The following is a 24,183-nucleotide window of genomic DNA, read 5'->3' as shown; positions in this document are numbered from 1 at the left end:
CTAATTACGGTTACGATGGACTTTGATCACATCCGGCATCACGCGAATTTTACGCATGATATTCGCCAGATGGACGCGATCACGTGCGGTCAGGCGGATAAAGGCGCTGTAAACGCGGCCATCACGCTCTTCGGTATTCAGGCTCTGAATATTGGAACCGGCCGTGTTGATTGCCGCCGTCAGGTTAGCCAGTGCGCCCTGATGGTTAAACATGTCGACTTTGATTTCCGCCACGAACTCCTGCTCGGTGACTTTATCCCACTCGACCGGCATGAATTTTTCAGGCTCTTTCTGGTAGCCGCGAATATTCCGACAGGATTCATGATGCACTACCAGCCCTTTGCCGGGACTGACATGGGCAACAATCGGATCACCGGGAATCGGACGGCAGCATTTGGCGAAGGTAATCAACACGCCATCTGCACCTTTGATCGGCAGTTTACCGCGCTTGCTGTTGCTGCTGATGGCGTTGCTGTCAGCCTGCAACAGGTTCTTCGCTACCACCACGCTCATCGCATTGCCCAGACCGATTTCTGCCAGCAGATCGTCAAGCGAGGTCAGCTTCATACGATCCAGCTCCTGCCTGATATTCTCAGGCGGGATCTCAGCCAGTTTACGGCTGCCGCCCAGCGCATGGCTGAGCAGGCGGCGACCCAGATTGACGGAGTCTTCGCGCTTGAGGTTTTTCAGCAGCTGACGAATTTTTGCGCGGGCTTTGGAGCTGACGACAAAGTTGAGCCAGGCGGCGTTAGGACGGGCGCCTGGCGCCGTGATGATCTCAATCGTCTGACCGCTGGTCAGGGTTTGCGACAGCGGATAAGGCTGGCGGTCAACGCGTGCGCCAACGCAGGCATGGCCGATATCGGTGTGGACCGCATAAGCGAAGTCCACCGGCGTCGCACCGGTTGGCAGCTCAACAATGCGGCCTTCAGGTGTAAAGACGTAGATCTCATCGGGAAAGAGATCGGACTTCACGCTTTCAATAAATTCAAACGAACTGCCCGCACTCTGTTGCAGCTCCAGCAGGCTTTGCAGCCAGCGCTGAGCGCGAATCTGTGCGGTGGTGCCACTTTCGCCCGCCTGTTTATAAGCCCAGTGCGCAGCGACCCCCATTTCCGCCATCTGATCCATATCCTCGGTGCGAATCTGTACTTCGACCGGCACGCCATGCGGACCAATCATTGAGGTATGGAGCGATTGATAGCCGTTCGCTTTGGGGATGGCGATGTAATCTTTGACGCGGCCCGGACGCGGTTTATACAAACTGTGCATCTGGCCCAGAACGCGATAGCAGGTATCCAGATCTTTCACAATGACGCGAAAGGCATAGATATCCATGATCGAGTGAAAACGCTGCTCTTTCAGCGTCATTTTGCGGTAAATCGAGTAAAGATGTTTTTCACGCCCGCTGACGCGGCAGGGAATGCCCGCTTCCTGCAAACGGCCGTCGATCTCAGACAGAATCTTCTGGATCATCTCTTTACGATTACCGCGCGCGGCTTTCACCACCTCTTTAATGACCCGATAACGGTTCGGATAGAGGGCCTCAAAACCGAGCTCTTCCAGCTCTGTTTTAAGATGATGAATACCCAGGCGGTGCGCCAGCGGACTGTAAATCTCTAACGTTTCCAGCGCGATGCGGCGACGCTTGTCCGGACGTAATGCGCCGAGAGTGCGCATATTGTGGGTACGGTCAGCCAGCTTGATGAGAATGACGCGGATATCCTGCACCATCGCCATAATCATCTTGCGGAAGTTCTCTGCCTGCGCTTCTTTCTTGTCGCGGAATTTCAGCTTATCCAGCTTGGAAACGCCTTCGACCAGTTCCGCCACGCTTTTACCGAACAGTTGTTCCATGTCCTGGTAAGTGGCAGGCGTATCTTCGATCACGTCATGCAGCAGCGCGGCCATGAGAGTTTCATGGTCGAGCTTCATTTCCGCCAGAATACAGGCCACGGCAACCGGATGGGTGATATAAGGCTCACCGCTGGAGCGTGTCTGTCCCTCGTGGGCATCACGTGCGACAAGGTAGGCTTGCTGGAGGCGCTTGATCTGCTCCTCTGGCAAGTATTTTTCAATCAGTTGATTGAGACTTTCAAACAGATACAAGGGCGACCTGCAGGTGGCTGTTAACGACGACCTTCAGCGATAGCGGTAACGGCCTGTAACTCAGCGGCTTCCTGCTCTTGCTGTTCCTGACGATCACGCACATCTAAAATCTGATTGGTGACCAAACCTTCTTCGATTTCGCGCAGGGCGATAACGGTAGGTTTATCGTTCTCTTCCGGAACCAGTGGATCTTTGCCGCCTACCTGCATCTGACGTGCACGACGTGCAGCGACCAACACCAGGTCAAAACGATTACCAACTTTTTCTACTGCGTCCTGAACGGTTACGCGTGCCATAGGTGTGCTACTCCACAGATGAAGAAATGACTGCGCATCATACTGAAACTGTATTCAGACTGCCAACAGTTTGCTGATTAAAGCATCGTGACGCGCCTTCTGACGCGCCATACGCAGACGTTCTGCGCGAATAATGGTTTTCAGATCGGACAGCGCCAGATCGAAATCATCATTCACAATTAAATAGTCGTACTCAGCGTAGTGGCTCATTTCCGCTACCGCCTGAGCCATGCGGCGCGTGATCACCTCTTCGCTGTCCTGGCCACGACCGCGCAGACGGCGATCGAGCTCTTCTTTCGAAGGCGGCAAAACAAAGATGCTGCGTGCGCCAGGCATTTTGGTGCGAATTTGCTGCGCACCCTGCCAGTCGATGTCGAGAAACACGTCAACGCCGGTTGCCAGCACCTGCTCAATAGCATGGCGCGAAGTACCGTAATAGTTGTCGAAAACTTTGGCATGTTCGAGGAAAGCCTCTTCCGCGATCATCTGCTCAAATTCATGTTTCTCAACAAAAAAGTAATGTTCGCCATGGGTTTCACCCGGACGCATACCGCGCGTCGTGTGCGAAACAGAGACCTGCGTATCATACAACGGCTGGGTCTTTAACAGCGCCTGAATCAGGCTGGATTTACCTGCGCCGCTGGGAGCAGAAACAATATAGAGCGTGCCTTGAGCCATGGTTTTCTTGAATTGATTAAAAGCGGAGTCGATTTCCTGCACAGTATACACAGCTTCCCGCTGCCACGCAGCGTTTGCGCAGCGGCAACCCTCAACTTTTGCGCATCTTCGCGCAAATCTCTGTCGGACGACTGTAATTATTCCCTGATTGCGACGGCATCCCTTCCATAACTGAACATCACCTCTGGCTGACGCTGAAGCACCGGTATTGAATGCTGCAAAACGTCAGGAGAGAGATCATGAAAGTATTCGGCTGGCCGCTGTTTGCGGCTGCTCTGTGGATTGCCATATGGCCTGCGCACAGCGCCCTTTGTCCCGTCTGGACACCCACCCGGGCGTCAGAAGAGATCCGTCGTCTGCAACAGCAACTGCAGCACTGGGATGATGCTTACTATCGTCAGGGGCAGAGTCCGGTGGCTGATGCAGATTATGACAGTCTGCAGCAGCGACTGAATCACTGGCAGCACTGCTTTAACCCTCTGCAGCCCGCTTACGCACCGCAACTGCCGGGTGAGGGTGAGCACCTGCATCCGGTCGCCCACACGGGCGTAAAAAAGATGCGCGACAAGCTGGCCCTGGCTTACTGGATGCAGGGACGGCACGATCTCTGGGTGCAGCCGAAAGTGGATGGCATTGCCGTTTCCCTGGTTTATCGCCACGGCAGGCTGGTTTCACTGTTGAGTCGTGGTGATGGATTACGCGGTGAAGAGTGGCTGGCTAAAGCCGCCTGGATCCCTGCGATTCCGCTGCGGATCGAGACCGGACTTGAAGAGGTTGTGCTGCAGGGTGAGCTGTTTCTGTCGATGACCGGTCATCAGCAGGCGGTTGATGGCGGCAGGAATGCGCGCTCACAGGTCGCTGGCGCCATGATGAGCAAGCAGCGGGTTCCTCTGCTGGATTCGCTCGATATTTTTATCTGGGCCTGGCCAGATGGCCCCGCCACGATGACGGAACGCCTTCAGCAACTCAGCCGCTGGGGACTGGGCGTTGCCGCAAACTGGAGCCACAGCGTTAAAGACGAAGAGGAGGTTGCAGCTTGGCGGGAGCGCTGGTTTCATGCTGCGCTGCCCTTTGTCACTGACGGCGTCGTCGTTCATCAGAGCCTGCGTCCTGCGGGCAAAAACTGGCTGCCTGGAGAGGGAACATGGGCCGTTGCCTGGAAATATCAGCCTCCGGAAGTCAGCGCTGAAGTGCTCTCCGTCGATTTTCCAGTCGGCCGAACCGGGAAGATAGCCGCGGTACTTAATCTGCAGCCGGTACAGCTGGATGATAAGACGGTCAGGCGGGTCAATGTTGGATCGCTGCGTCGCTGGCAGGAGAGCGATATCGTGGCGGGAGATGTCATCACACTGAGTCTGGCAGGCCAGGGCATTCCCCGGCTGGAGCGGGTGATCTGGCGCGTGGCAGAGCGGCACTATCCTCAGCCTCCCGACGCGTCGCGCTACACGCCGCTGAGTTGTTACACCTTCAGCGCTGAATGCCAGAAGCAGCTACTGGCAAAATTACGCTGGCTCAGTCAGAAAACGGTACTGAATATTCCTGGCGTTGAGCGCAGCACCTGGCTGCACTTACTGGAAACCGGCAGTATGACACACTTGTTCGGCTGGCTGACGTTAACACCAGAACAGATCGCCGCCGCAACGGGCCTCTCTCCGGAGCGGGCGGGCCAGCTCTGGCACCGTTTTAATCTCACCCGTCAGCAGCCGCTTCGTCGCTGGGTGGATGCCTTAGGTGTTTCACTGCCGCGGAAGGCACTCAGTGCGCTGCCCGATCAGCAATGGGAGAGCTTAACGCAGCGGGATGTCAGGGACTGGCAAGCTTTACCGGGTGTCGGTGCGGCGCTGGCAAAGCGCCTGGTTACGCAGTTCCATGATGCCCGCCTGCAGGCGCTGATCGCTTTTCTGAGACAGCAGGGAATTCCCGCAGCCTCAATGCTCGGGATGGGGATAGTTGAAAATCGGCAAACCAAGACGGAAGCGCAGCGCCAGTAAACGGGCGAAGAATCCGAACAGCAGGGTGATGATAATCACCGCCTCATGCGCCAGCGTGGTTTTCAGCAGCAGGATATACATCCAGCCAGAGGCGAAAGCGATACCAGCGTAGAGTTCCTTCTGAAACACCAGCGGAATGCGATTACAGAACATGTCACGCAGTACGCCGCCAAAGACGCCGGTAATGACCGCGCTTATCGCGGCAATAATCATGGCGTGTCCTGAATCGAGCGCAACCTGCGCGCCGATAATAGAAAAGACCACCAGTCCCAACGCATCAAGCACCAGAAACACTTTGCGCAGATGCGTCATCAGGGGTGCCAGGAAAGTGGTTACTACCGCCGCCGCTGCAACAATCATGATGTATTCGGGATGTTTCACCCAGCCTAGCGGATAGTGACCCAGCAGGATGTCGCGCACTGAACCGCCACCAATGGCGGTCACGGACGCGATAATGATGACACCGAACAGATCCATTTTGCGGCGCCCCGCCGCCAGCGCACCCGTCATGGCTTCAGCAGTAATACCAATAATGTAGAGAACGGTCAGTAACATAGCAGACTCCAGTAATACGGCGGCAAGACTACGGCATTGCCTGAGAAACGGCGACTGAGCTTTTCTGGCGATCGGCGTCCGGGATGAGCGCAGTTTATACCAGCCAGCGCTGGCGTCAGCATAGAAAGACTTTTTTGCGAAGGGTCTGCGGCAGGTGATTGAAAAAGTTGAGAGGAAACAACGTACAGAGGGTTTGCGCGTTCCGGCGCGGGGTTTTCCGACTCAGGGCGGACGGTGAACTGACGACGATCGCCAGATAGTCGCTGGTCGAAAACCAGTTTATACAGGAGATAAAAAAGGTCTGGATGCTGCGGGCAAAGAATCGATCAGAGAAATAATGTGACAGACTAAATAAAAAGAAAAGGCGTGCTGGTTAACAGCACGCCAACGCATCGTTTCGGATGCTCAGAGCCCACCATACAGACTTATTTTATTATTTATTTTTTGCACGAATTTTAGAAAATGCATTCAGGCTAAAACGGTATTCCGGCTGGAACCATGAACGACCATAGTAGCAGTAAATCAGCATACGAATGGATGCCATCGCCAGGTAACCCCAGATCGCACATAATACTGAAGGGGTCAGCCAGACGGTAAATAAGGTGACGGCAAGTCCGGCTAATACCGAGGAGGTTTCAGCAAAAGCGATACGGGTATATTGTTTTTCGCGCTGTAATATCGCACGGTAATGCTGACCCTGTGGGATAATAATAAACACCACAGAGACCATTTGCAGCATTAATGCCAGTTCAGGCTGATCAAAAAGGCTGATCAGCAGATGGCTGCCAGTAAATAACAGACCAAACACCGCGACGCCCATCAACATATTCCCCCAGTAGATCGTGGAGAGGTCATTGATAGAGAGAATCGAGCGGCGGATCAGTGTATTTGAGAAGCCCCGATCGGCCAGAGTATCGATAGCCAGTAAAGCAATCACGGCGATCGCCAGCAGATTGAGTTCATTCGCCTGCAGAATCTGCGCCAGCAACGAGAGTTGTAATACGCCGATACCAATAATTTTGATTGAAGAGAGCAGAGACCATTTTGCGCTATTCAGACTGTTTTCACGTATTGCCATAATATACTCGTTAGAGTCCATCGACTCTGTGAGAATTAAATAGTTGTGTAACGGCAAGGAGAGGTTGCTGTAACACCGTTAGTTAGTGCAATTTTTCCGGCCGAAGTCCTGAAAACGCTTTACAGGCTTGCCATGTTATTATGGGTTCAATCAAATGATGCCTGGATAAAAAGATATCCCTGGTAAAATTGCTGTTTCGTATCATGGCGGAATCCCCTGCAGCGAATAAGAATTCCGCCAGATCACGAATAAATCCTGTTGTAGTTTTATATTCTCCTGCCAGCATCCTTGCGGCAATCTCAATGCATTCTTTTTCTGATAACAAAGGATACGTTGAGCGGTCCATGACTTTTTTCCTGCTTTATCATTATGGGTATTGCTGTGTGTGGAATGATTTATACATTGTTTTATTTAATTTAACACCATAAGAAAAGTCTGATTACGCGACCGCAGAAATAAATGGTTTCACTTTATGCATGATAAATATTAAATCCCCAGCAGATTGCTAATAAACGATTGTTAATGATTAATGTATGGGCCAGTGAGAAATTGTTTATGCGGCAAACCAGCAGGCCCGGAATCAGAGGGGGTCGCCTGCCTTTCATAGGGTTTTGCCAGGATTTTTCCTGGCAACGATGCTTAAGCAGGGTTGGTGATAAATGCGTAAGGATGATGAGTAATCAGATAAGCGCTTTATGCTTTATCGTCGAAAGTTTTTCTATTTTTTTTCATTAACGGCCAGTGATAAATGCAGAGAAAAAGGCGCGCTAACTCATTGATTTATTGTGTAAGAAGCTGGTTGAGTTTCTCAAGATCGTTGCTAATCCATTCAATATCCTGCTTAAATTTCTCATCTGAAGTAAATGGCTGGCGATAGACCGTTACCATCACCTCGGCGCCCTGTTCGTTTGCTATCACGCGCATCGGTACGTAGATCTCCTTTCCTGAGCCGCTATCAATCCAGTGATCCATTACCCCAAACGGATTATGTGGCGAGAACCGGATCTTCACACTGCCCTGGGGGCCTTTAGCACGCCAGCGATTGCCATCGGGTTCTAACGCACTGTGCGTCAGCCCGGAAGCCCACTTTGGGAAAAATTCTGGCTTCCAGATGGTTTCATAAAGATCTAACCAGTGACGTGGAATCGTCAGGCTCAGAGTGCGAGAGGAGAGCATGTAACCTCCAGTGAATAAGCTAAAAAAGCATTAAAGCATGGGGCCAGGCTTGTTAAAACGTTGTAACAGCAGAAGTGTGGTGTTGAAAGGGTTTCGTACAAATGGCAGACAACTGGTGATGCTGTCTGCCACTGACTCAGATGAAATTGCCGCGCGCAGAAACCACATGATCTTCGCAATGGCCGTTAGCGTGCCGCAGAACAAAGCCGTCCGACTGCGCCATCACGGCACAACTGTGATTAGGGAAGATACGCAGCAGCGTGCCGACTTCAGGGCGGCGATCCTGATAAAGCAGAAAACCGTGCTCCTCAGATAATTTTGTCACTTCATAAGTATGACCCGCTTCGTCGGCTGCCACACCAAAGCCGCTGGCATTGGTGCCGTGTGGCCCTTTATCCGAACTCAGCATTTTTGACCCGGCATCCACAATCGCGAAATGACCGTTCACCGCCACGACACGGGTAAGGACGCTCATTGCCAGCTGATCGACGTGACTTAATCCGAGACGGCAGGCGGTTAGGTCCAGTAGTGCATAGTTTCCGGGCCGGATTTCATGAATGCAGGGTGCAATCTCTGCTGCCAGCGCCGTAGGCGTTGAACCCACAGAGAGAGGGCAGTCGGTAAAACCAGCCGCCTGCAGTTTTGCCTGTACTCGCTGCATCAATGCCGTTTCCTGCCGGGCGACATCCGCAATGGCCGCGGCATTCCCGGCACCATAAGCGTGGCCGGCATGTGACACTAATCCGGCAAAGCGTAACCCTTTGTCCTGCAGCGCCTGAGCAATCAGCACCGCTTCATCTGTATCAGGATTGACACCTATCCGATGTAATCCAACATCAACCTTAATCGCTACCGCAAGGTCGCATTCCGGTTGCTGCTGACAGGCATCAGCAATAGCCGCTACGCCCTGCAGCCTGTCCGCAATCAGAATGAGCTTTACCTGATGAAGCACGGCGTGGCGCAGCAATTCAGCCACGCTTTGCGGTTGCACAATCGGGTAGGCTAATAGCAGATCACGAACGCCGCCCTGAATAAAACTGATTCCTTCGCTGGGCTTTGAGACGGTAACACCCTGGGCGCCGGACGCGATCTGACGCTGCGCAATCCAGACGCTTTTATGCGTTTTAATATGCGGTCGCAACGCGACGCCTGCCGCACTGGCTTTGCGCTGCATATGCTGCAGGTTCTGCTCCAGGCGCTCTGCATCCACTTCAATATAGGGCGTAAGGCGATCATCAATCAGCGGACGCTGCCACTGCTGTGTATCGTTGATATCCATAAGATTGTCCGGCATTGACGAGGTAAGAGGATTCATCATTCCTTAATTATCTCTTTGATACCAGCCTGCCGGACGCAGACAGGTGTGCTGAACAGCTGAAACTGCAGGGGTAGCTATAACGGCAGAGTCAGTATGAGAGCACAGCAAACGAGGATGAGAGAGTGGACGTAGAGCAGATGTCGTTCAGCAGATTAAAACAACAAAGCAGGCGCGAGGCCTGCTTTATCAGTTAACTCAGACGTAGAGCGACTCTTCACCCGGTGGCCGGGTTTTGAAGCGACGATGCAGCCAAAGATACTGTTCGGGTGCGCGAAGGATCTGATTTTCGATCACTTTGTTCATATAAGCTGCAGCAGCAGTCTCGTCCGTATGAGGATAATTTTCCAGCATCGGTTCGATGATCAAATGGTAGCCATCATTTCCTGGATTACGAATCAGCATAATCGGCACCATCGCTGGCTTCGCCAGACGCGACAGAACAAAAGTCCCGTTAGTCGTGGCGGCTTTTTCCACCGCAAACAGCGGCGCAAAGGTGCTGCCTTTGGGGCCGTAATCCTGATCAGGCGCAAACCAGACCGATTCACCCTGTTTCAGGGCATTAACCATACCGCGTAGATCACGACGGTCGATCATCGCTTTATTTGAGCGCATCCGCCCTTTAGTCTGCACATACTCCATCGCCTGGTTATTGTGTGGGCGATACATCGCCATCATTGGCTGACAGAGTCCGCTGATGCGGCCGCCCAGCTCCAGTGACATGAAATGCACACCAATCAGCATCACGCCTCGCTTTTCTTTCTGCGCGGCATGCAGATTTTCCATTCCCGACACTTTAAACAGACGTCTTACCGCACGGTCAGACCAGAACCAGGCAATACCGGTTTCAGCCAGCGCCATCCCGAGCGACGCAAAATTACCGGCGATCATATGTTCTGTTTTTTCTTCGCTGATGCCCGGAAAGCAGAGTTCGATGTTACGACGGGTAATACGCTCGCGGCGCTGCAGGAAATGGCGAGAGATTTTGCCGGCACCGGCACCGAGACGCATAAGAACAGGATAGGGGAGCTGGACCAGCAGCCAGAGTACGCCAAGGCCAAACCAGGTAAACCAATAACGCGGATGCAGCAGCGAACTGCTAAATTTTCCGGTGTTTTTCATTAACAACCTTCATGGGATAGAGGGATGCATCGCACAAAGAGCACTTCCATGAGTCTTAAGGCGGTACAGCTGTACTGATTTCGACCAACATTTTATCAAAAAGTGCCTTCAAATAAAGGGAAACTCCGGCATCTACAGGATTGAGCTGTTTCATGGAGAGGCGTTAATACCGGCTATAAAAGTACATTAATCCTATAAAATCATTATTTTTCAAATAATTAATCTAAGCCTGAAAGAAACTTTAATTGTAAGCGAGGCCGTTTCAGGAACAGTCTGGAAATGATTATTTATTTATCTTTACCTGATTCTGATGCTGGACGCGCTGAAAAAGCGATCAATTGACGGAAGGAGCTAACTCTTTAAGTGCTGACAGCGCCTGAAAGGGGAACACAGCGCCGCTGCGAGCGCTTTGTTGAGTGGGAATTGCTCGATCTTCTGAATATGAATGATGATTTTGAGTAAATCTTATAAAAATCAGCTTCTTATTTTGGTTTTTTATGACGATTTACTATTCTACTCATCAATCCAGTTTCCGATGAGCACAGCTACAAGCTCATCAGCTTACTGGCTTGATGGTTGTCGTAAATCTTTCACCTTTGAGCAGTTCACCGGATGGTTTTCGATAGTAAGACTTTCCATCAAGACGGTAGTAAGTGTAACCATCCTTTGTCTTAGTGATTTCCATGATCCAGGTTGACTTGTCTATACAATTTTCTTCTGTTTTCATGTCGTCGAAGCATAATAAGTAATCAATATCGTGGTCTGGAAACAAGCCAGAATTCTTAGGGGCAAGCTTTTGATACTTCCCATCAAACTTCCAGATTGAAACATTGTAACTTTCAGGGGAAGAGATGGTTTTAACTCCATTATTATCCCACCACTCGATTTTATCGCTATCAGTGAAAGGGATATTTTTAACTAATAATTCTTTATTAGCTTCAGAACCATGAATTGCAAGCACCTTTGGAGAACTAAAGAAGCTCACGTAAAATAATAGTAACATTGCCAATGCCACAATAAAAATAATAATCTTTTTAATTCGCATTAGTTTCTCCTGCTATTTATTTCAAACTCAGCTTTCATATTGGTTAAAAAAGGCTTAAAAGCAAAGTATTCCCATCGTTGAAGGATAAACCATATACGAAAGGCTCTGATATAATGAAATTTAGGATTCTGGATGTCAGTTTTATCGAGACCGAAATGATCCTGCCCTGTAAAAGTTATTTTTGCGATATAACCATTATCAGTTATATCGAGCTGGTTTATCAATATATTTGTAGCATGAATATCATGTATCGACATACCTAATCCATTGAAACTGTCGGCCCAACGGTTAAACTTAGGAAGTATTGAATTGCCTATAGCTTGTGTTATTAAATCTTTATCTGTAACTGATAAGCTTTTTTGTCCATCAACAATAATTTTATCTAATGAAGATTTGATTACTGTAAGTGGTGAGAGTGGCGATGTTTGACCACCTAATATTAGCGTCTTATATGCACTATCAAGAAAGGGACTGGAATAGCTTTTTCCGTTACCGTGATAAAGATGCTTTACGAGATTGTTGAATATTTGATGTTGCCCAAGGTAATATGCAGGCATAGAAAGACGAAGAAACTCATTGAAAAGAATTTCAGCCATTTCCGTTCTGGATTTTTGACGGGTATCCTGGAAGGCGTTAAATATTGATACTTCCTTTCCAGTCCAGGGATCGACGACATTTGAAACATCATCCAGGCCTAAATCACTTCTTAGCTGTTTTTCAGTAAAATCTCCACACTTCATATCATCAGTGCTGTAATCGTTAAACTTGTGCTTCGTTTGAAAAATGGTGGCAGGAAACTTCAATGCTGGCATGATGACTTCCTTGTGATATTAATGTTTCATCCTGAAAAAATCATGTAATTAATCGAATGCTAAATTATTTTAATATCGACATATCTGTAAAATCGAATGCTTCTTTGTTACAGCCCTGCTCATATAACTACCAGTTGCAGGTATTAAGCAGACTGATGTAATACTAAACGGCATGGTCGGAAAAGTGAAGGAGTGTAAGTCCCACCTTTCATTATGACCAATGACTATCCCTGACCTCACAGGACAAAATGTTACCCATATAACTGACCTGTTAAACCAGACTCAGGACTACACCATTCTGACTATTAATTTATAGCTGGTTAAGCAGACGATTTCCCCACTTTACTCCCAAAACCAGTGAACTTTGACAATAGAATATTGACATCAGGGAAAAGTAAAAAAGCCCATTTAACATGGGCTTGTGGGATGCTCTGTGCAGATGTGAAAATTATTCGATATTTTGAATCTGCTCGCGCATCTGCTCAATCAGCACCTTCAGTTCAATGGCTGAAGTCGTGATTTCTGCATTGATCGACTTCGATGCCAGCGTGTTCGACTCACGATTGAACTCCTGCATCATAAAGTCGAGACGGCGGCCCACGGCCTCTTTCTTTTTCAGGATGTTGTAAGTCTCTTTAACGTGCGCATCCAGACGATCCAGCTCTTCAGAAACATCAACCCGCTGCGCCATCATCACCAGTTCCTGCTCAAGGCGATTGTTTTCCAGCTGGACTTCAGCATCTTCCAGTTTGGCGACCAGCCGCTCACGCTGCCATTTGATTACTTCAGGCATCTGCGCACGCACTTTGCTGACTTCCTGCGAGACGCCTTCCAGACGCTGCTCAATCATTGCTTTCAGGGCGGTACCTTCGCTTTCGCGTGCCGCGATAAAGTCATCAAGCGCCCCATCCAGTGCCTGCAACAACTGGGTGTTAATGGCATCCAGGTCCTGTTCCTGCGCAGACATTACACCCGGCCAGCGCAGAATATCCAGCGGATTAATCGCGCCTTCGTCGCTCTGCATTTTTACCCAGTTGGCAGCCTGCACCAGCTGTTTCGCCAGCGTTTCGTTGAGCATCAGTTCGCCCTGCGCGCTGGGATCGGCATCATAACGAAGGTTGCACTCAATTTTACCGCGCGTCAGACGCTGGCGAATGCGCTCGCGGATAACCGGCTCCAGCCCACGAAACTGTTCCGGCAGGCGGATGTAGGTTTCCAGATAACGCTGGTTCACGGAACGCAGCTCCCAGGCGGCGCTGCCCCATTCGCCTTTGGCTTCGCTGCGGGCATAAGCGGTCATACTGCGGATCATAAGCGGTACTCATTTGCGGAAAGATGGGTGAAGTATAGCGAGGCGAGCCACGGCATAACAGGCATAAGCGTCGCACAGGAAAATAACGAACCATTTCCGCTTTCAGCGACAGCCACTTATGATGACCATTGACCCTTTGTGAGGATGACTGATCTATGTCTCGCGTTATTGCCCTTCCTGTTGTGATGGCTCTGCTGCTGGCTGGTTGCCAGGCACGCCACTCGCCGCCCACTAAACCGCAACCCATCTGTGCGGGTGGCGACATGATGATGCAGACCACGTTGTGGTTTGGACTGAGCAAGCCTGATGGCGGCAGGGTGAGTTCACTCGACTGGATGAACTTCGTGGATAATGAGGTCACGCCACGGTTTAAAGCGGGGCTGTCGGTCTATGATGCCAAAGGGCAATGGCTGGGCGAGAACGGTCAGCTGGCACGGGAGAACAGTAAGGCGTTGATGCTGATCCACGGGATCGATCCCGCCACCAACGGTGATATTGAGGCGTTACGCAGCCTCTATAAAAAACGGTTTGGTCAGGAGTCGGTTATGCGGGTGGATGCACCCGTCTGCGTCGGATTCTAAGGCGAAAGCGGGCGGCAGAACTGCCGCCCGTTGAATAATCAGATAAACAGACCGGCAAAGGCTGCGGAGAGCAGACTGACCAGCGTGGAGCCATAGACCAGCTTCCAGCCAAAACGGGAAACCACATTTCCCTGTTTCTCATTCAGTCCTTTTATTGCGCCTGCCACAATGCCGATAGAGGCAAAGTTAGCGAACGAGACCAGGAACACCGACAGAATACCCAGCCCACGCGCACTCATGCCCGCCGCGACTTTCTGCAGTTCAATCATCGCCACAAACTCGTTCGCCACCAGTTTGGTTGCCATGATACTGGCCGCCTGCAAGGCATCGGCTTTGGGAATGCCAATCAGCCAGGCCAGAGGATAGAACAGGTAGCCGAGCAGTTGCTGGAAGCTGTAGCCGAACACCGCCGCAAACAGTGCGTTGACGGCAGCAATCAGGGCAATAAAGCCAATCAGCATGGCCAGAATAATCATCGCAACTTTGAAGCCTGCCAGGATGTATTCGCCCAGCATCTCAAAGAAGCTCTGCTCTTCATGCAGTTTATCAAGTGCGATAGGCTGCTCATCTTGGCTTTTCATCGGGTTGATGATCGACAGGATAATAAAGGTGCTGAACATATTAAGCAGCAGTGCCGCAACCACATATTTCGGTTCGATCATCGACATATAAGCACCGACAATCGACAGCGAAACGGTAGACATCGCGGTCGCCGCCATGGTGTAGAGCCGGCGTGGCGGGATATCACCCAGAATCCCTTTATAAGCGATGAAGTTTTCCGACTGCCCAAGAATCAGCGTGCTGACGGCGTTGAACGACTCCAGTTTGCCCATGCCGTTAATCTTCGACAGCAGCGTCCCGAAAATACGGATCAACAGCGGCAGGATGCGCCAGTGCTGCAATATGCCGATCAGTGCCGAAATAAAGACAATCGGGCAGAGCACGCCAAGGAAGATAAATGCCAACCCCTGCTTACTCATTCCGCCAAACACGAACTCCGTGCCCTGTGCGGCAAAACCCAGCAGCGTCTCAAAGAAACCGGCGAACGAGCCGACCAGCGCCAGACCCCCGGCAGAGTGAAGGAAGAACCAACCCAGCGCGGCTTCCACCACAATCAGTTGAATAATAAAGCGCAGGCGAATCTGTTTACGGTCATGACTGACCAGCAGCGCAAGGGCGAAGATCACCACCAGCGCCAGCAGGAAATGAAGAATGGCGGCCATATGTCTTTTTTATCAGAGAGAAAGGAACGCGCATTTAGCCACAGCTGGCGGGGAATTTCATCTGATGCCTGCGTCAGACCAGCGCAAGAGACAGCGGGCAAGGAAGTCCGTATAATGCGCAGCCAATCATTAGCAAGCCGGAGAATACCCATGCGTCCAGCAGGCCGTAGCGCACAACAGGTGCGTCCAGTCACATTGACCCGCAATTACACCAAACACGCAGAGGGTTCCGTTCTGGTGGAATTCGGCGAAACGAAAGTGCTTTGCACTGCCTCGGTAGACGAAGGGGTTCCGCGTTTCCTCAAAGGCCAGGGCCAGGGTTGGGTAACGGCCGAATATGGCATGCTGCCGCGTTCGACCCACAGCCGTATGGCGCGTGAAGCTGCAAAAGGCAAGCAGGGCGGACGTACGCTGGAGATTCAGCGTCTGATCGCCCGTTCACTGCGCGCCGCGGTTGATCTTAAAGCGCTGGGTGAATTTACCATTACGCTCGACTGTGACGTAATTCAGGCCGATGGCGGCACTCGCACCGCATCAATCACCGGAGCCTGCGTGGCGCTGGCTGATGCGCTGAACAAGCTGGTGGCCAGTGGCAAACTGAAAGCGAACCCGATGAAGGGCATGGTCGCGGCGATTTCAGTGGGCATCGTCAAAGGCGAAGCGCTGTGCGATCTGGAGTATGTTGAAGACTCAGCCGCAGAAACCGATATGAACGTCGTGATGCTGGAAGATGGCCGCATGATCGAGGTGCAGGGCACCGCTGAGGGCGAACCGTTCAGCCATGAAGAGTTGCTGACGCTACTGGCGCTGGCACGGGGCGGAATTGAGGAATTAATTCAGGCGCAGAAAGCAGCGCTGGAAAATTGATGTAACAGGCGACCTCAGAGTCGCCTTTTCTTTATTTGAGGAGTGAGAAATGAAAGCCTGGCAGCGTCAGTTTATTGAATTTGCCCTGAACAAGCAGGTGCTGAAGTTCGGTGAGTTCACTTTGAAGTCCGGGCGTAAAAGCCCCTATTTCTTTAATGCTGGTCTGTTTAACAGCGGACGGGATTTAGCGCTGCTGGGACGCTTTTACGCGCAGGCGCTGGTGGATGGCGCTGTTGATTTTGATCTGCTGTTCGGCCCGGCCTATAAAGGCATTCCGATAGCCACCACCACGGCGGTGGCGCTGGCGGATCATCATGACCGCGATGTGCCTTACTGCTTTAACCGTAAAGAAGCGAAAGATCACGGCGAAGGTGGCCTGCTGGTTGGCAGTCCGCTGCAGGGCAAAGTGATGCTGGTGGACGATGTGATCACCGCAGGCACCGCGATTCGTGAGTCGATGGATATTATCGGTGCGCACAACGCCACTCTGGCAGGCGTGCTGGTCTCGCTTGATCGTCAGGAGCGTGGACGCGGAGAAATGTCGGCTATTCAGGAAGTTGAACGTGATTACGGCTGCAAAGTGACCGCGATTATAACGCTGGCAGACCTGATTGCCTGGCTGGAAGAGAAGCCTGAGATGGCCGATCATCTGGCTCAGGTACGTGCCTACCAGAAAGCGTACGGGATTTAACAGAGGCGGGCGCAATGCCCGCCTTCTTTTACGCTTTACGCCAGCTGGGCGGCAATCAGCGGCCAGCGAGCCTCAAAGTCTGCGGTAGGACTGAAACGAAACTCAGAACGGACATACCGTGACAGTAAACCCTCACAGAAAGCCAGCAACTGACTTGCCAGCAGCGCCTCATCAGCCTGAAAGGCTTCGCCCTCGCGCATTTTCCGTTCACGCATCACCTGTCGCAGCTGCACTTCAATCCGCTCAAACAGCTGATTGATGCGTCCCTGCAGTCGGTCCTGCTCAAACATCAATGCATGGCCGGTCAGAATGCGTGTCAGTCCCGGATTACGCTCACCAAATCCCAGAATCAGTTGCACGATCAGACGCAGACGCGTCATGGTCTCTTTTTCATCCTTGAGGATCAGATTGATGCGGGTAATCAGACTGTCTTCGATAAACTCAATCAGGCTATCGAACATTCGTGTCTTACTCGGGAAGTGACGATACAGCGCCGCTTCGGAAACGCCCACCGTGGCTGCCAGTTTGGCTGTGGTAATACGCTGACTGCCATCACCCGACTCCAGCATCTGCGCCAGCGCCTGCAAAATCTCTTCGCGACGATTCCGCTTCGCGACTTTTTTTTCTGCCATGACCTTAAAGACCCCTGAAATTCACCTAAAAACAGGCAACACCTACGCATCTGCCACAGGAACGCGTCCTGTGGCGATGAGGAAAAAATAACGGGCGTAAGTGAAAGTCGGTAATGCGGGTTACTGGCGGCCGGAGTGGCCGAAGCCGCCTTCGCCGCGCAGGCTGGCGTCGAAATCTTCGACCAGGTTAAATTCCGCCTGCACCACCGGTACAAAGACCAGTTGTGCCATGCGATCGCCGGGCTGCAGCGAGAAGCTTTCCTGGCCGCGATTCCAGACCGAGACCATCAGCTGTCCCTGATAGTCGGAGTCAATCAGACCCACCAGGTTGCCCAGCACGATGCCATGTTTATGGCCAAGGCCTGAGCGCGGCAGGATCACAGCGGCCAGATCGGAGTCGGCAATATGAATCGCCAGGCCGGTCGGAACCAGCGTTGTGGTGCCTGGTGCGATGTCGAGAACATCATCAATGCAGGCGCGTAAATCTAACCCAGCGGAACCTGAAGTCGCGTAGGTCGGCAGTGGAAACTCTTTGCCGACGCGCGGATCCAGAATTTTAACGTCTATTTTTTTCATCATAACGGCTGACAATCTCGTCTATTAATTGTTGGCCAAGGAGAGACTTATCGCTGAGCGGTAAGCGTTTTTCTCCATCCTGCCAAAAAAGGTGAAGAGCATTGGTGTCGCTATTAAACCCCTGTCCGGCTTTAGCGACGTCGTTAGCGCAGATCAGATCCAGATTCTTGCGCACCCGTTTTTGCCGGGCGTATTCTTCCACATTCTGTGTTTCAGCAGCAAATCCAACGACGAATGGCCGGTTTTCCTGAAGTGCAGCGACGCCGGCAACAATATCGGGATTCTTTACCAGGTTCAGCGTGACGTTATCATCGCCGCCCTGTTTCTTGATTTTATCGGCCGCAATATCGGCTGCCCGGTAGTCTGCCACGGCTGCGCTTGCAATGAAAATATGTTGTTTATCTATCTCACTCATGACGGCGGCCTGCATCTCCAGCGCGCTGGTCACATCAATTCGCCGCACACCCGCTGGCGCAGACAAGGTGACCGGGCCGCTGACCAGCGTGACCTGTGCACCGCGTCTGGCGGCGGCGTCGGCAATAGCAAAGCCCATTTTGCCGGAGCTGTGGTTAGTGATGTAGCGCACCGGGTCCAGCGCCTCACGGGTAGGGCCGGCGGTAATCATAATGTTGAGATGTTGCAGATCGTTGACGGGCGAGGCCCACTGCACCGCATGGTCAACAATCACCAGCGGGTCGAGCATCCGGCCCGGCCCGACATCGCCGCAGGCCTGGCTGCCGCTGTCCGGTCCCCAAATCAGCACGCCACGCGCCTGCAGGCTCTGCAGGTTATGCTGGGTCACCGCCGCACGATACATCTGCTGATTCATAGCGGGCACCACTGCCACGGGTGAGGCCGTCGCTAACACGGCGGTCGTCACCAGATCGTTTGCCATACCGGCAGTAATACGGGCAATCAGGTCAGCAGTGGCCGGTGCCAGCACAATAAGGTCGGCCCATTTTGCCAGTTCAATATGACCCATCGCCGCCTCCGCTGCCGGATCAAGCAGATCGTCAAATACCGGATAGCCGGAGACAGCCTGCAGGCTGAGTGGAGTAATAAATGCTTTCGCACCCTCTGTCATCATCACGCGGACATCAGCACCGCGATCGCGCAGGCGGCGCACCAGCTCAGGTGCTTTATAAGCAGCAATACCGCCGCTCACGCCAAGAAGAATTTTTTTGCCGGCTAATCCCATCATGATGTTGGCCTCACTAAGCTCTCTGCCGCTCGCGGCGGCGAATGCACGGACTTTATCACAAAAGCGCGGATGCGCCTTTTCACTGACTGCGTTTGCGAGCTGTCTCGTAGATTGCAGCTTCACTCATAGCCGCACGCTTCATGATGGGCCATGCTGAGGCTCATCTCAGGGAGAGCGGACATGAAAATAAAGGGACCACGGGAAAAACTCCAGAAGCTGGGTGCGCATGCCCTCAGCGATACCGAACTACTGGCCATTTTTCTCCGTACCGGATCGCCTGGACAGAACGTCCTGGAGCTGGCCGGTCAGATGCTGGACGGTTTTGGCTCGCTTTATCAGCTCATGACGTCAGACAAAGCGGCATTCGGTGAAATCAAAGGGGTCGGCGATGCCAAGCTGGCACAACTTCATGCGATTGCCGAACTGGCGAAGCGTTTTTTCGCCAGTAAGCTGGCCCGCGAAAGCGCAATGGAAAATCCACAAATCACGCGCCAGTATCTGCAAAGTCTGTTAGCCCATCAGGAGCGTGAGATCTTTATGGCACTGTTTCTGGATAATCAGCATCGTGTGCTGCGGGCACAAAATATGTTCTCTGGTTCCATTTACAGCGTGGAAGTTCACCCCCGCGAGATTGTCCGGGAAGCGCTGAAGCTCAATGCCGCCGCCCTGATACTGGCGCATAATCACCCGTCGGGCATGGCAGAGCCGAGCCGTGCAGACCGTGAAGTGACCCATAAAGTCAGCGAAGCCTGCCAGCTACTCGACATCCGTCTGCTCGATCATCTGGTGATTGGTCATGGCGAATATGTCTCCTTTGCCGAGCGGGGATGGCTTTGACAGCGGGAAATTTCACGCCAGGTGGCGGCTTTTTGCCCGATCATTCGGGATCTTTATCTGTTCGGGACTTGAGCACTTGGGCTGAGCGGCGTATACTACGCCACCTTTGAGAATCTCGGGTTTGGCGGTTAGGCCAGCTTAGCGGGTTCCATGGAATTCGCCTGGCGGGCTGCAAGCCTGACGAGGCGGCCCAAACCTAATTTTTAAAGCTCGAGCTGATTTGATTTTTGGAGATATTGACATGTCACGAGTCTGCCAGGTAACTGGAAAGCGTCCGGTGACGGGTAACAACCGTTCCCACGCAATGAACGCGACGAAACGCCGTTTCCTTCCGAACCTGCACTCACACCGTTTTTGGGTTGAGAGCGAGAAGCGCTTCGTTACTCTGCGTGTATCTGTTAAAGGTATGCGTATTATTGATAAAAAGGGCATTGATACGGTGTTAGCCGATATGCGTGCCCGTGGTGAGAAGTACTAAGGTACTAAGGAACTGAATCATGGCTAAAGGTATTCGTGAGAAGATCAAGCTGGTTTCCTCTGCTGGTACAGGTCACTTCTATACCACCACGAAGAACAAGCGTACTAAACCAGAGAAGCTGGAACTGAAAAAGTTCGATCCGGTTGTACGTCAGCATGTGCTCTACAAAGAAGCTAAAATTAAGTAATTTTAGTGTTCTGCTAAAAACCCGGCTCCGGCCGGGTTTTTTGTTTGTGTAAAACGCTGAGGAGAGGGTATGCCAGAGTTGCCAGAGGTTGAAACCAGCCGTCGCGGTATCGAGCCGCATTTGGTCGGTGAAACCATCCTTCACGCCGTGGTGCGTAATTCACGTTTGCGCTGGCCCGTTTCGCAGGAGATCCTGGCGCTGAGCGATCAGCCGGTGCTCAGTGTGCAGCGCCGGGCGAAATATCTGCTGCTGGAACTGCCGCATGGCTGGATCATTATCCACCTTGGCATGTCCGGTAGCCTGCGCGTGCTGTCAGAAGAGCTGCCAGCGGCGAAGCATGACCATGTTGATTTAGTCATGAGCAATGGCAAAGTGCTGCGCTATACCGACCCGCGCCGCTTTGGCGCCTGGCTCTGGAGCAGCGATCTGGCGGGCAGCAGCGTGCTGGCACATCTCGGGCCGGAGCCGCTTAGCGAGGAGTTTGACGGCGCTTACCTGTTTGAGAAGTCACGCGGCAAGCGGACGCTCATTAAGCAGTGGCTGATGGATAACAAAGTGGTGGTGGGCGTAGGCAACATTTACGCCAGCGAGTCACTGTTTACCGCCGGGATCATTCCCGATCGTGCTGCCGGCAGTCTGTCGCAGGCCGAGGCGGAACTGCTGGTCAATACCATCAAAGCGGTGCTGTTACGCTCCATTGAGCAGGGCGGAACCACACTGCGTGATTTCTTACAGAGCGACGGTAAACCCGGCTATTTTGCACAGCAGTTACAGGTTTATGGGCGGGCAGGCGAACCCTGCAGGGCATGCGGTACGCCGATTGTCAGCGGCAGACATGGACAGCGCAGCACCTACTGGTGCCCGAACTGCCAGCATTAAGCCAGTTTAGCCAGCAATGCCTGATGCACCGGCGCGGGCAGGAAGGCGGTAACATCGCCGCCGTGACGCGCCACCTCTTTGACCAGCGAAGATGAGATAAACGAGAAGCCTTCAGACGGCATCAGGAAAACACTCTCCAGCGTTGGCAGCAGATGACGATTCATCTGGGCCAGCTGCATTTCATATTCAAAGTCTGATACCGCACGCAAGCCACGGACCAGCACATTCGCGTGCTGGTCACGAGCGAAATTCGCCATCAGGTCGCTGAATCCGACCACCTCAACGTTGGGCAGATGGGCTATCACTTCACCAGCCAGCGCCACGCGCTCATCCAGGCTGAACATTGGTTTTTTACTGGGGCTGGCGGCAACGGCCAGAATGACCTGATCAAACATCTGCGCTGCCCGCGTCACGATGTCGAGATGGCCGAGCGTCACAGGATCAAACGTTCCGGGATAGATGGCTTTCGTGATCATACTCGCCCTTTTGCCGAAGCATGATTCAGCGCCCAGAGGGCTGAATATTTATTGAAGGTATATTGCGCATTGACCACCGCCAGAATCCAGCCCTGTTTTCCGTCGAGAAAACCGGCACGCAGCAGCAGGGTTTTCACAAACGCGCCCAGCGTATGGCTGAACAGAGAAAACAGGCTGCAACGCTTACCGCGCCGATGGCGTTCCGTAGCCCAGGCTTCGGCATAAGCCAGCTGCTTGCGCTGAAAGGCGATTAAATCGCGGCAGGTCAGATGCTGCAGATCGCCGGGTAATGCCACCACTGGCGCGCCGTCACTCTGCAGTGATTCATGCACCAGATTGTCATTGTAGCGGAAGGTGCGTGGATAGAGTCGCATGACGCGGTCAGGATACCAGCCGCTATGACGCATAAAGCGGCCGAGAAACAGATTACTGCGGCCAAGACTATAAACCGTACGGCTGGGTGGCGCGACCAGCACCTGCTCAATCGCGGCGCGTAGTTCAGGTGTCACGCGTTCATCCGCATCGATCATCAGAATCATGTCGCCGGTGGCATAGTGCTGCGCGCGCTGGCGCTGGATGCCATAGCCCTGCCAGTCATCATTGTGGTAGACCTTCGCCCCAGCCTGCGTGGCGATGTCGACACTGTTGTCATGGCTGCCTGAGTCCAGCACGATAATTTCATCGGCCCAGCTGACCGAGGCCAGGCAATCAGGCAGCAGTTCCGCTTCGTTTTTGGCGATCATCACCACGGAAAGACGTTGGCGTGCTGACATTAGTGGGCCCGTGGTGGCAGATGCGGTTCGAGTAACTGCAGCAGACGCTGTAGCGCACCCTGATTCTGGTGCAGCACGTCTACCGCATGACGTCCGTAATAGCGGCGGTAATCATCATCCTGTAACAGGTTGGTGACCTCTTTTTCCAGCGAAATCACGTCGGTGACGGTGATCAGCCCCTGGCCTTCCTGCAACTTGCTGCAGATATCTTTGAAGTTCCAGATATGGGGTCCCATCAGAACCGGAAGAGCATGGGCAGCAGGCTCCAGCGGGTTGTGTCCACCCCGTTCAACCAGGCTGCCGCCGACAAAGGCCAGGTCGGCAATGCCGTATAGCAGCATCAGTTCGCCCATTGAGTCTCCGATGACCACCTGCGTTGAGCCAGACGGGATCTCGCCGCTGCTGCGCAGGATAAAACTGAAGCCGCGTTCCTGCGTCAGTTCACGGGCATCGTTAAAACGTTCGGGATGGCGGGGCACCAGAATTAGCAGCAGATCCGGGAAGGTCTGCAGCAGGCGGCGATGGGCATCCAGCACAATGGCCTCTTCACCTTCGTGCGTGCTGGTGGCGATCCACACCGGACGGCGCGGCGCCCACTGACGACGCAGCGTTACCGCTCTGGCGGCCAGTTCTGGCGTCACGGAAATATCAAACTTCAGGCTGCCGGTAATCGTTAGTTGAGAACGTTTCAGGCCCAGGCTCAGGAAGCGGTCGCCATCTTCCGCATTCTGCGCCGCGATAAGCGTGATGCTCTGCAACAGCCGGCGCATGAATTTACCCAGCTTGCGGTAGCCTTTAGCCGACCGGGCCGAGAGGCGGGCATTGGCGATCACCAGTGGAATATTACGCTGGTGCAGAATGCGGATAATGTTCGGCCACAGCTCAGTTTCCATGATGATCACCAGGCGGGGATTGACCGTATCCAGAAAACGATTAATCGAACCCGGCAGATCATAAGGCAGATAGACGTGATGCACATCTTTGCCAAATGCAGATTGCGCGCGTTCAGAGCCGGTAGGCGTCATGGTGGTGACGGTAATCGGCAGGGTCGGGTAACGATGACGCAGAGCGCGCACCAGCGGGATCGCGGCCAGGGTTTCACCCACAGAGACCGAGTGCAGCACAATGCCGTCGGGCTTAACTTTGCCGACACAATAGCCATAGCGTTCTGCCCAGCGTTTGCGATAGGCAGGCGCTTTACGACCGCGCAGCCACAGGCGCAGCCAAATCAGTGGCTGAATTAAGTAGAGCAATGCGGTGTAAATGGTCGTCATAGTTACCGTTACAGCAAAT

General features: G+C 52.7%; 27 protein-coding genes. 8 read left to right on the top strand and 19 right to left on the bottom strand.

What is annotated here, in order from left to right:
* From spoT to gmk, 3 genes are read right to left on the bottom strand one after another with little or no spacing between them, the layout of a single operon-like run.
* Window positions 1–2,109: a bifunctional GTP diphosphokinase/guanosine-3',5'-bis pyrophosphate 3'-pyrophosphohydrolase gene (spoT, locus tag EPG66_RS21265; RefSeq protein WP_010258411.1), complete on the bottom strand. Its 2,109-nt coding sequence runs from the start codon at window positions 2,107–2,109 to the stop codon at window positions 1–3.
* A 20-nt stretch (window positions 2,110–2,129) separates the two neighbouring features.
* Window positions 2,130–2,405 (bottom strand): DNA-directed RNA polymerase subunit omega, encoded by a 276-nt coding sequence (rpoZ, locus tag EPG66_RS21260; RefSeq protein ID WP_003851346.1) that lies wholly within the window; start codon window positions 2,403–2,405, stop codon window positions 2,130–2,132.
* 54 nt (window positions 2,406–2,459) lie between these two features.
* Window positions 2,460–3,083 (bottom strand): guanylate kinase, encoded by a 624-nt coding sequence (gene gmk, locus EPG66_RS21255; RefSeq protein WP_010258405.1) that lies wholly within the window; start codon window positions 3,081–3,083, stop codon window positions 2,460–2,462.
* Between the two features lie 239 nt (window positions 3,084–3,322).
* Between gmk and ligB the strand changes: the two genes are divergently transcribed.
* Window positions 3,323–5,074, top strand: coding sequence for an NAD-dependent DNA ligase LigB (ligB, locus tag EPG66_RS21250; protein WP_083070694.1), 1,752 nt, complete (start codon window positions 3,323–3,325; stop codon window positions 5,072–5,074).
* Here ligB and EPG66_RS21245 read toward each other — a convergent pair.
* The 9 genes from EPG66_RS21245 to EPG66_RS21205 form a co-directional block, all read right to left on the bottom strand.
* A complete protein-coding gene (locus tag EPG66_RS21245; RefSeq protein WP_010258398.1) occupies window positions 5,012–5,629 on the bottom strand; it encodes a trimeric intracellular cation channel family protein in 618 nt (205 codons plus the stop codon). The genes ligB and EPG66_RS21245 overlap by 63 nt on opposite strands.
* Window positions 5,630–6,062: 433 nt before the next feature.
* A complete protein-coding gene (locus EPG66_RS21240; protein WP_031591903.1) occupies window positions 6,063–6,707 on the bottom strand; it encodes an oligosaccharide flippase family protein in 645 nt (214 codons plus the stop codon).
* Between the two features lie 82 nt (window positions 6,708–6,789).
* Window positions 6,790–7,053, bottom strand: a complete 264-nt coding sequence (locus EPG66_RS21235; RefSeq protein ID WP_182688027.1) for a hypothetical protein — start codon at window positions 7,051–7,053, stop codon at window positions 6,790–6,792.
* A gap of 434 nt (window positions 7,054–7,487) precedes the next feature.
* Window positions 7,488–7,883 (bottom strand): polyketide cyclase, encoded by a 396-nt coding sequence (locus EPG66_RS21230; protein WP_182688025.1) that lies wholly within the window; start codon window positions 7,881–7,883, stop codon window positions 7,488–7,490.
* Between the two features lie 136 nt (window positions 7,884–8,019).
* The gene (locus EPG66_RS21225; RefSeq protein ID WP_182688023.1) at window positions 8,020–9,162 is read right to left on the bottom strand and encodes an alanine racemase; all 1,143 of its coding nucleotides are present in this window, start codon (window positions 9,160–9,162) and stop codon (window positions 8,020–8,022) included.
* 234 nt (window positions 9,163–9,396) lie between these two features.
* Entirely contained in the window at window positions 9,397–10,320 is a 924-nt protein-coding gene (lpxP, locus tag EPG66_RS21220; RefSeq protein WP_182688021.1) for a kdo(2)-lipid IV(A) palmitoleoyltransferase, read from the bottom strand.
* A gap of 556 nt (window positions 10,321–10,876) precedes the next feature.
* Entirely contained in the window at window positions 10,877–11,365 is a 489-nt protein-coding gene (locus EPG66_RS21215) for a DUF943 family protein (protein WP_182688020.1), read from the bottom strand.
* On the bottom strand, window positions 11,365–12,177 hold the full coding sequence (locus EPG66_RS21210; protein ID WP_182688018.1) for a DUF3289 family protein: 813 nt from the start codon (window positions 12,175–12,177) through the stop codon (window positions 11,365–11,367). The genes EPG66_RS21215 and EPG66_RS21210 overlap by 1 nt, the downstream gene beginning before the upstream one ends.
* Before the next feature lie 448 nt (window positions 12,178–12,625).
* Complete coding sequence (locus EPG66_RS21205) at window positions 12,626–13,489, bottom strand: YicC/YloC family endoribonuclease (protein ID WP_010258384.1); 864 nt, start codon at window positions 13,487–13,489, stop codon at window positions 12,626–12,628.
* A 155-nt stretch (window positions 13,490–13,644) separates the two neighbouring features.
* Here EPG66_RS21205 and EPG66_RS21200 point away from each other — a divergent pair, with 155 nt between their 5' ends.
* Entirely contained in the window at window positions 13,645–14,070 is a 426-nt protein-coding gene (locus EPG66_RS21200) for a DUF3574 domain-containing protein (RefSeq protein ID WP_031591889.1), read from the top strand.
* Window positions 14,071–14,108: 38 nt separating this feature from the next.
* On the opposite strand, the gene EPG66_RS21195 is transcribed toward EPG66_RS21200, so the two are convergent.
* The gene (locus EPG66_RS21195; RefSeq protein ID WP_031591888.1) at window positions 14,109–15,293 is read right to left on the bottom strand and encodes a NupC/NupG family nucleoside CNT transporter; all 1,185 of its coding nucleotides are present in this window, start codon (window positions 15,291–15,293) and stop codon (window positions 14,109–14,111) included.
* 150 nt (window positions 15,294–15,443) lie between these two features.
* Here EPG66_RS21195 and rph point away from each other — a divergent pair, with 150 nt between their 5' ends.
* Window positions 15,444–16,160: a ribonuclease PH gene (gene rph / locus EPG66_RS21190; protein ID WP_010258378.1), complete on the top strand. Its 717-nt coding sequence runs from the start codon at window positions 15,444–15,446 to the stop codon at window positions 16,158–16,160.
* A 49-nt stretch (window positions 16,161–16,209) separates the two neighbouring features.
* Window positions 16,210–16,851 (top strand): orotate phosphoribosyltransferase, encoded by a 642-nt coding sequence (pyrE, locus tag EPG66_RS21185; RefSeq protein ID WP_031591887.1) that lies wholly within the window; start codon window positions 16,210–16,212, stop codon window positions 16,849–16,851.
* A gap of 35 nt (window positions 16,852–16,886) precedes the next feature.
* Here pyrE and slmA read toward each other — a convergent pair whose 3' ends face one another.
* The 3 genes from slmA to coaBC all read right to left on the bottom strand — a co-directional run bounded on the left by slmA (window position 16,887) and on the right by coaBC (window position 19,260).
* Window positions 16,887–17,483, bottom strand: coding sequence for a nucleoid occlusion factor SlmA (gene slmA, locus EPG66_RS21180; protein ID WP_010258372.1), 597 nt, complete (start codon window positions 17,481–17,483; stop codon window positions 16,887–16,889).
* Window positions 17,484–17,603: 120 nt separating this feature from the next.
* Window positions 17,604–18,062: a dUTP diphosphatase gene (gene dut, locus EPG66_RS21175; RefSeq protein ID WP_069025529.1), complete on the bottom strand. Its 459-nt coding sequence runs from the start codon at window positions 18,060–18,062 to the stop codon at window positions 17,604–17,606.
* Window positions 18,040–19,260, bottom strand: a complete 1,221-nt coding sequence (gene coaBC / locus EPG66_RS21170) for a bifunctional phosphopantothenoylcysteine decarboxylase/phosphopantothenate--cysteine ligase CoaBC (RefSeq protein ID WP_031591883.1) — start codon at window positions 19,258–19,260, stop codon at window positions 18,040–18,042. Before coaBC ends, dut begins: the two co-directional genes overlap by 23 nt.
* A gap of 180 nt (window positions 19,261–19,440) precedes the next feature.
* On the opposite strand from coaBC, the gene radC reads away from it, so the two are divergent.
* The 4 genes from radC (at window position 19,441) to mutM (ending at window position 21,641) form a co-directional block, all read left to right on the top strand.
* A complete protein-coding gene (gene radC, locus EPG66_RS21165; RefSeq protein ID WP_182688016.1) occupies window positions 19,441–20,097 on the top strand; it encodes a RadC family protein in 657 nt (218 codons plus the stop codon).
* Between the two features lie 241 nt (window positions 20,098–20,338).
* Window positions 20,339–20,575 (top strand): 50S ribosomal protein L28, encoded by a 237-nt coding sequence (gene rpmB, locus EPG66_RS21160; RefSeq protein ID WP_006121249.1) that lies wholly within the window; start codon window positions 20,339–20,341, stop codon window positions 20,573–20,575.
* 19 nt (window positions 20,576–20,594) lie between these two features.
* Window positions 20,595–20,762 (top strand): 50S ribosomal protein L33, encoded by a 168-nt coding sequence (rpmG, locus tag EPG66_RS21155; protein WP_003024094.1) that lies wholly within the window; start codon window positions 20,595–20,597, stop codon window positions 20,760–20,762.
* A 69-nt stretch (window positions 20,763–20,831) separates the two neighbouring features.
* A complete protein-coding gene (gene mutM, locus EPG66_RS21150; RefSeq protein ID WP_031591878.1) occupies window positions 20,832–21,641 on the top strand; it encodes a bifunctional DNA-formamidopyrimidine glycosylase/DNA-(apurinic or apyrimidinic site) lyase in 810 nt (269 codons plus the stop codon).
* On the opposite strand, the gene coaD is transcribed toward mutM, so the two are convergent.
* From coaD to waaA, 3 genes are read right to left on the bottom strand one after another with little or no spacing between them, the layout of a single operon-like run.
* Entirely contained in the window at window positions 21,638–22,117 is a 480-nt protein-coding gene (gene coaD, locus EPG66_RS21145; protein WP_182688014.1) for a pantetheine-phosphate adenylyltransferase, read from the bottom strand. The genes mutM and coaD overlap by 4 nt on opposite strands.
* Entirely contained in the window at window positions 22,114–22,890 is a 777-nt protein-coding gene (locus EPG66_RS21140; RefSeq protein ID WP_031591873.1) for a glycosyltransferase family 2 protein, read from the bottom strand. The genes coaD and EPG66_RS21140 overlap by 4 nt, the downstream gene beginning before the upstream one ends.
* A complete protein-coding gene (gene waaA / locus EPG66_RS21135) occupies window positions 22,890–24,164 on the bottom strand; it encodes a lipid IV(A) 3-deoxy-D-manno-octulosonic acid transferase (RefSeq protein WP_031591872.1) in 1,275 nt (424 codons plus the stop codon). The genes EPG66_RS21140 and waaA overlap by 1 nt, the downstream gene beginning before the upstream one ends.
* Window positions 24,165–24,183 lie beyond the last annotated feature (19 nt).

Origin of the sequence: Pantoea pleuroti (assembly GCF_014156615.1) — a bacterium.
In the GTDB taxonomy this organism is placed as follows: Bacteria; Pseudomonadota; Gammaproteobacteria; order Enterobacterales; family Enterobacteriaceae; genus Pantoea; species Pantoea agglomerans.
This window is presented reverse-complemented; position numbering and strand designations above follow the sequence as displayed.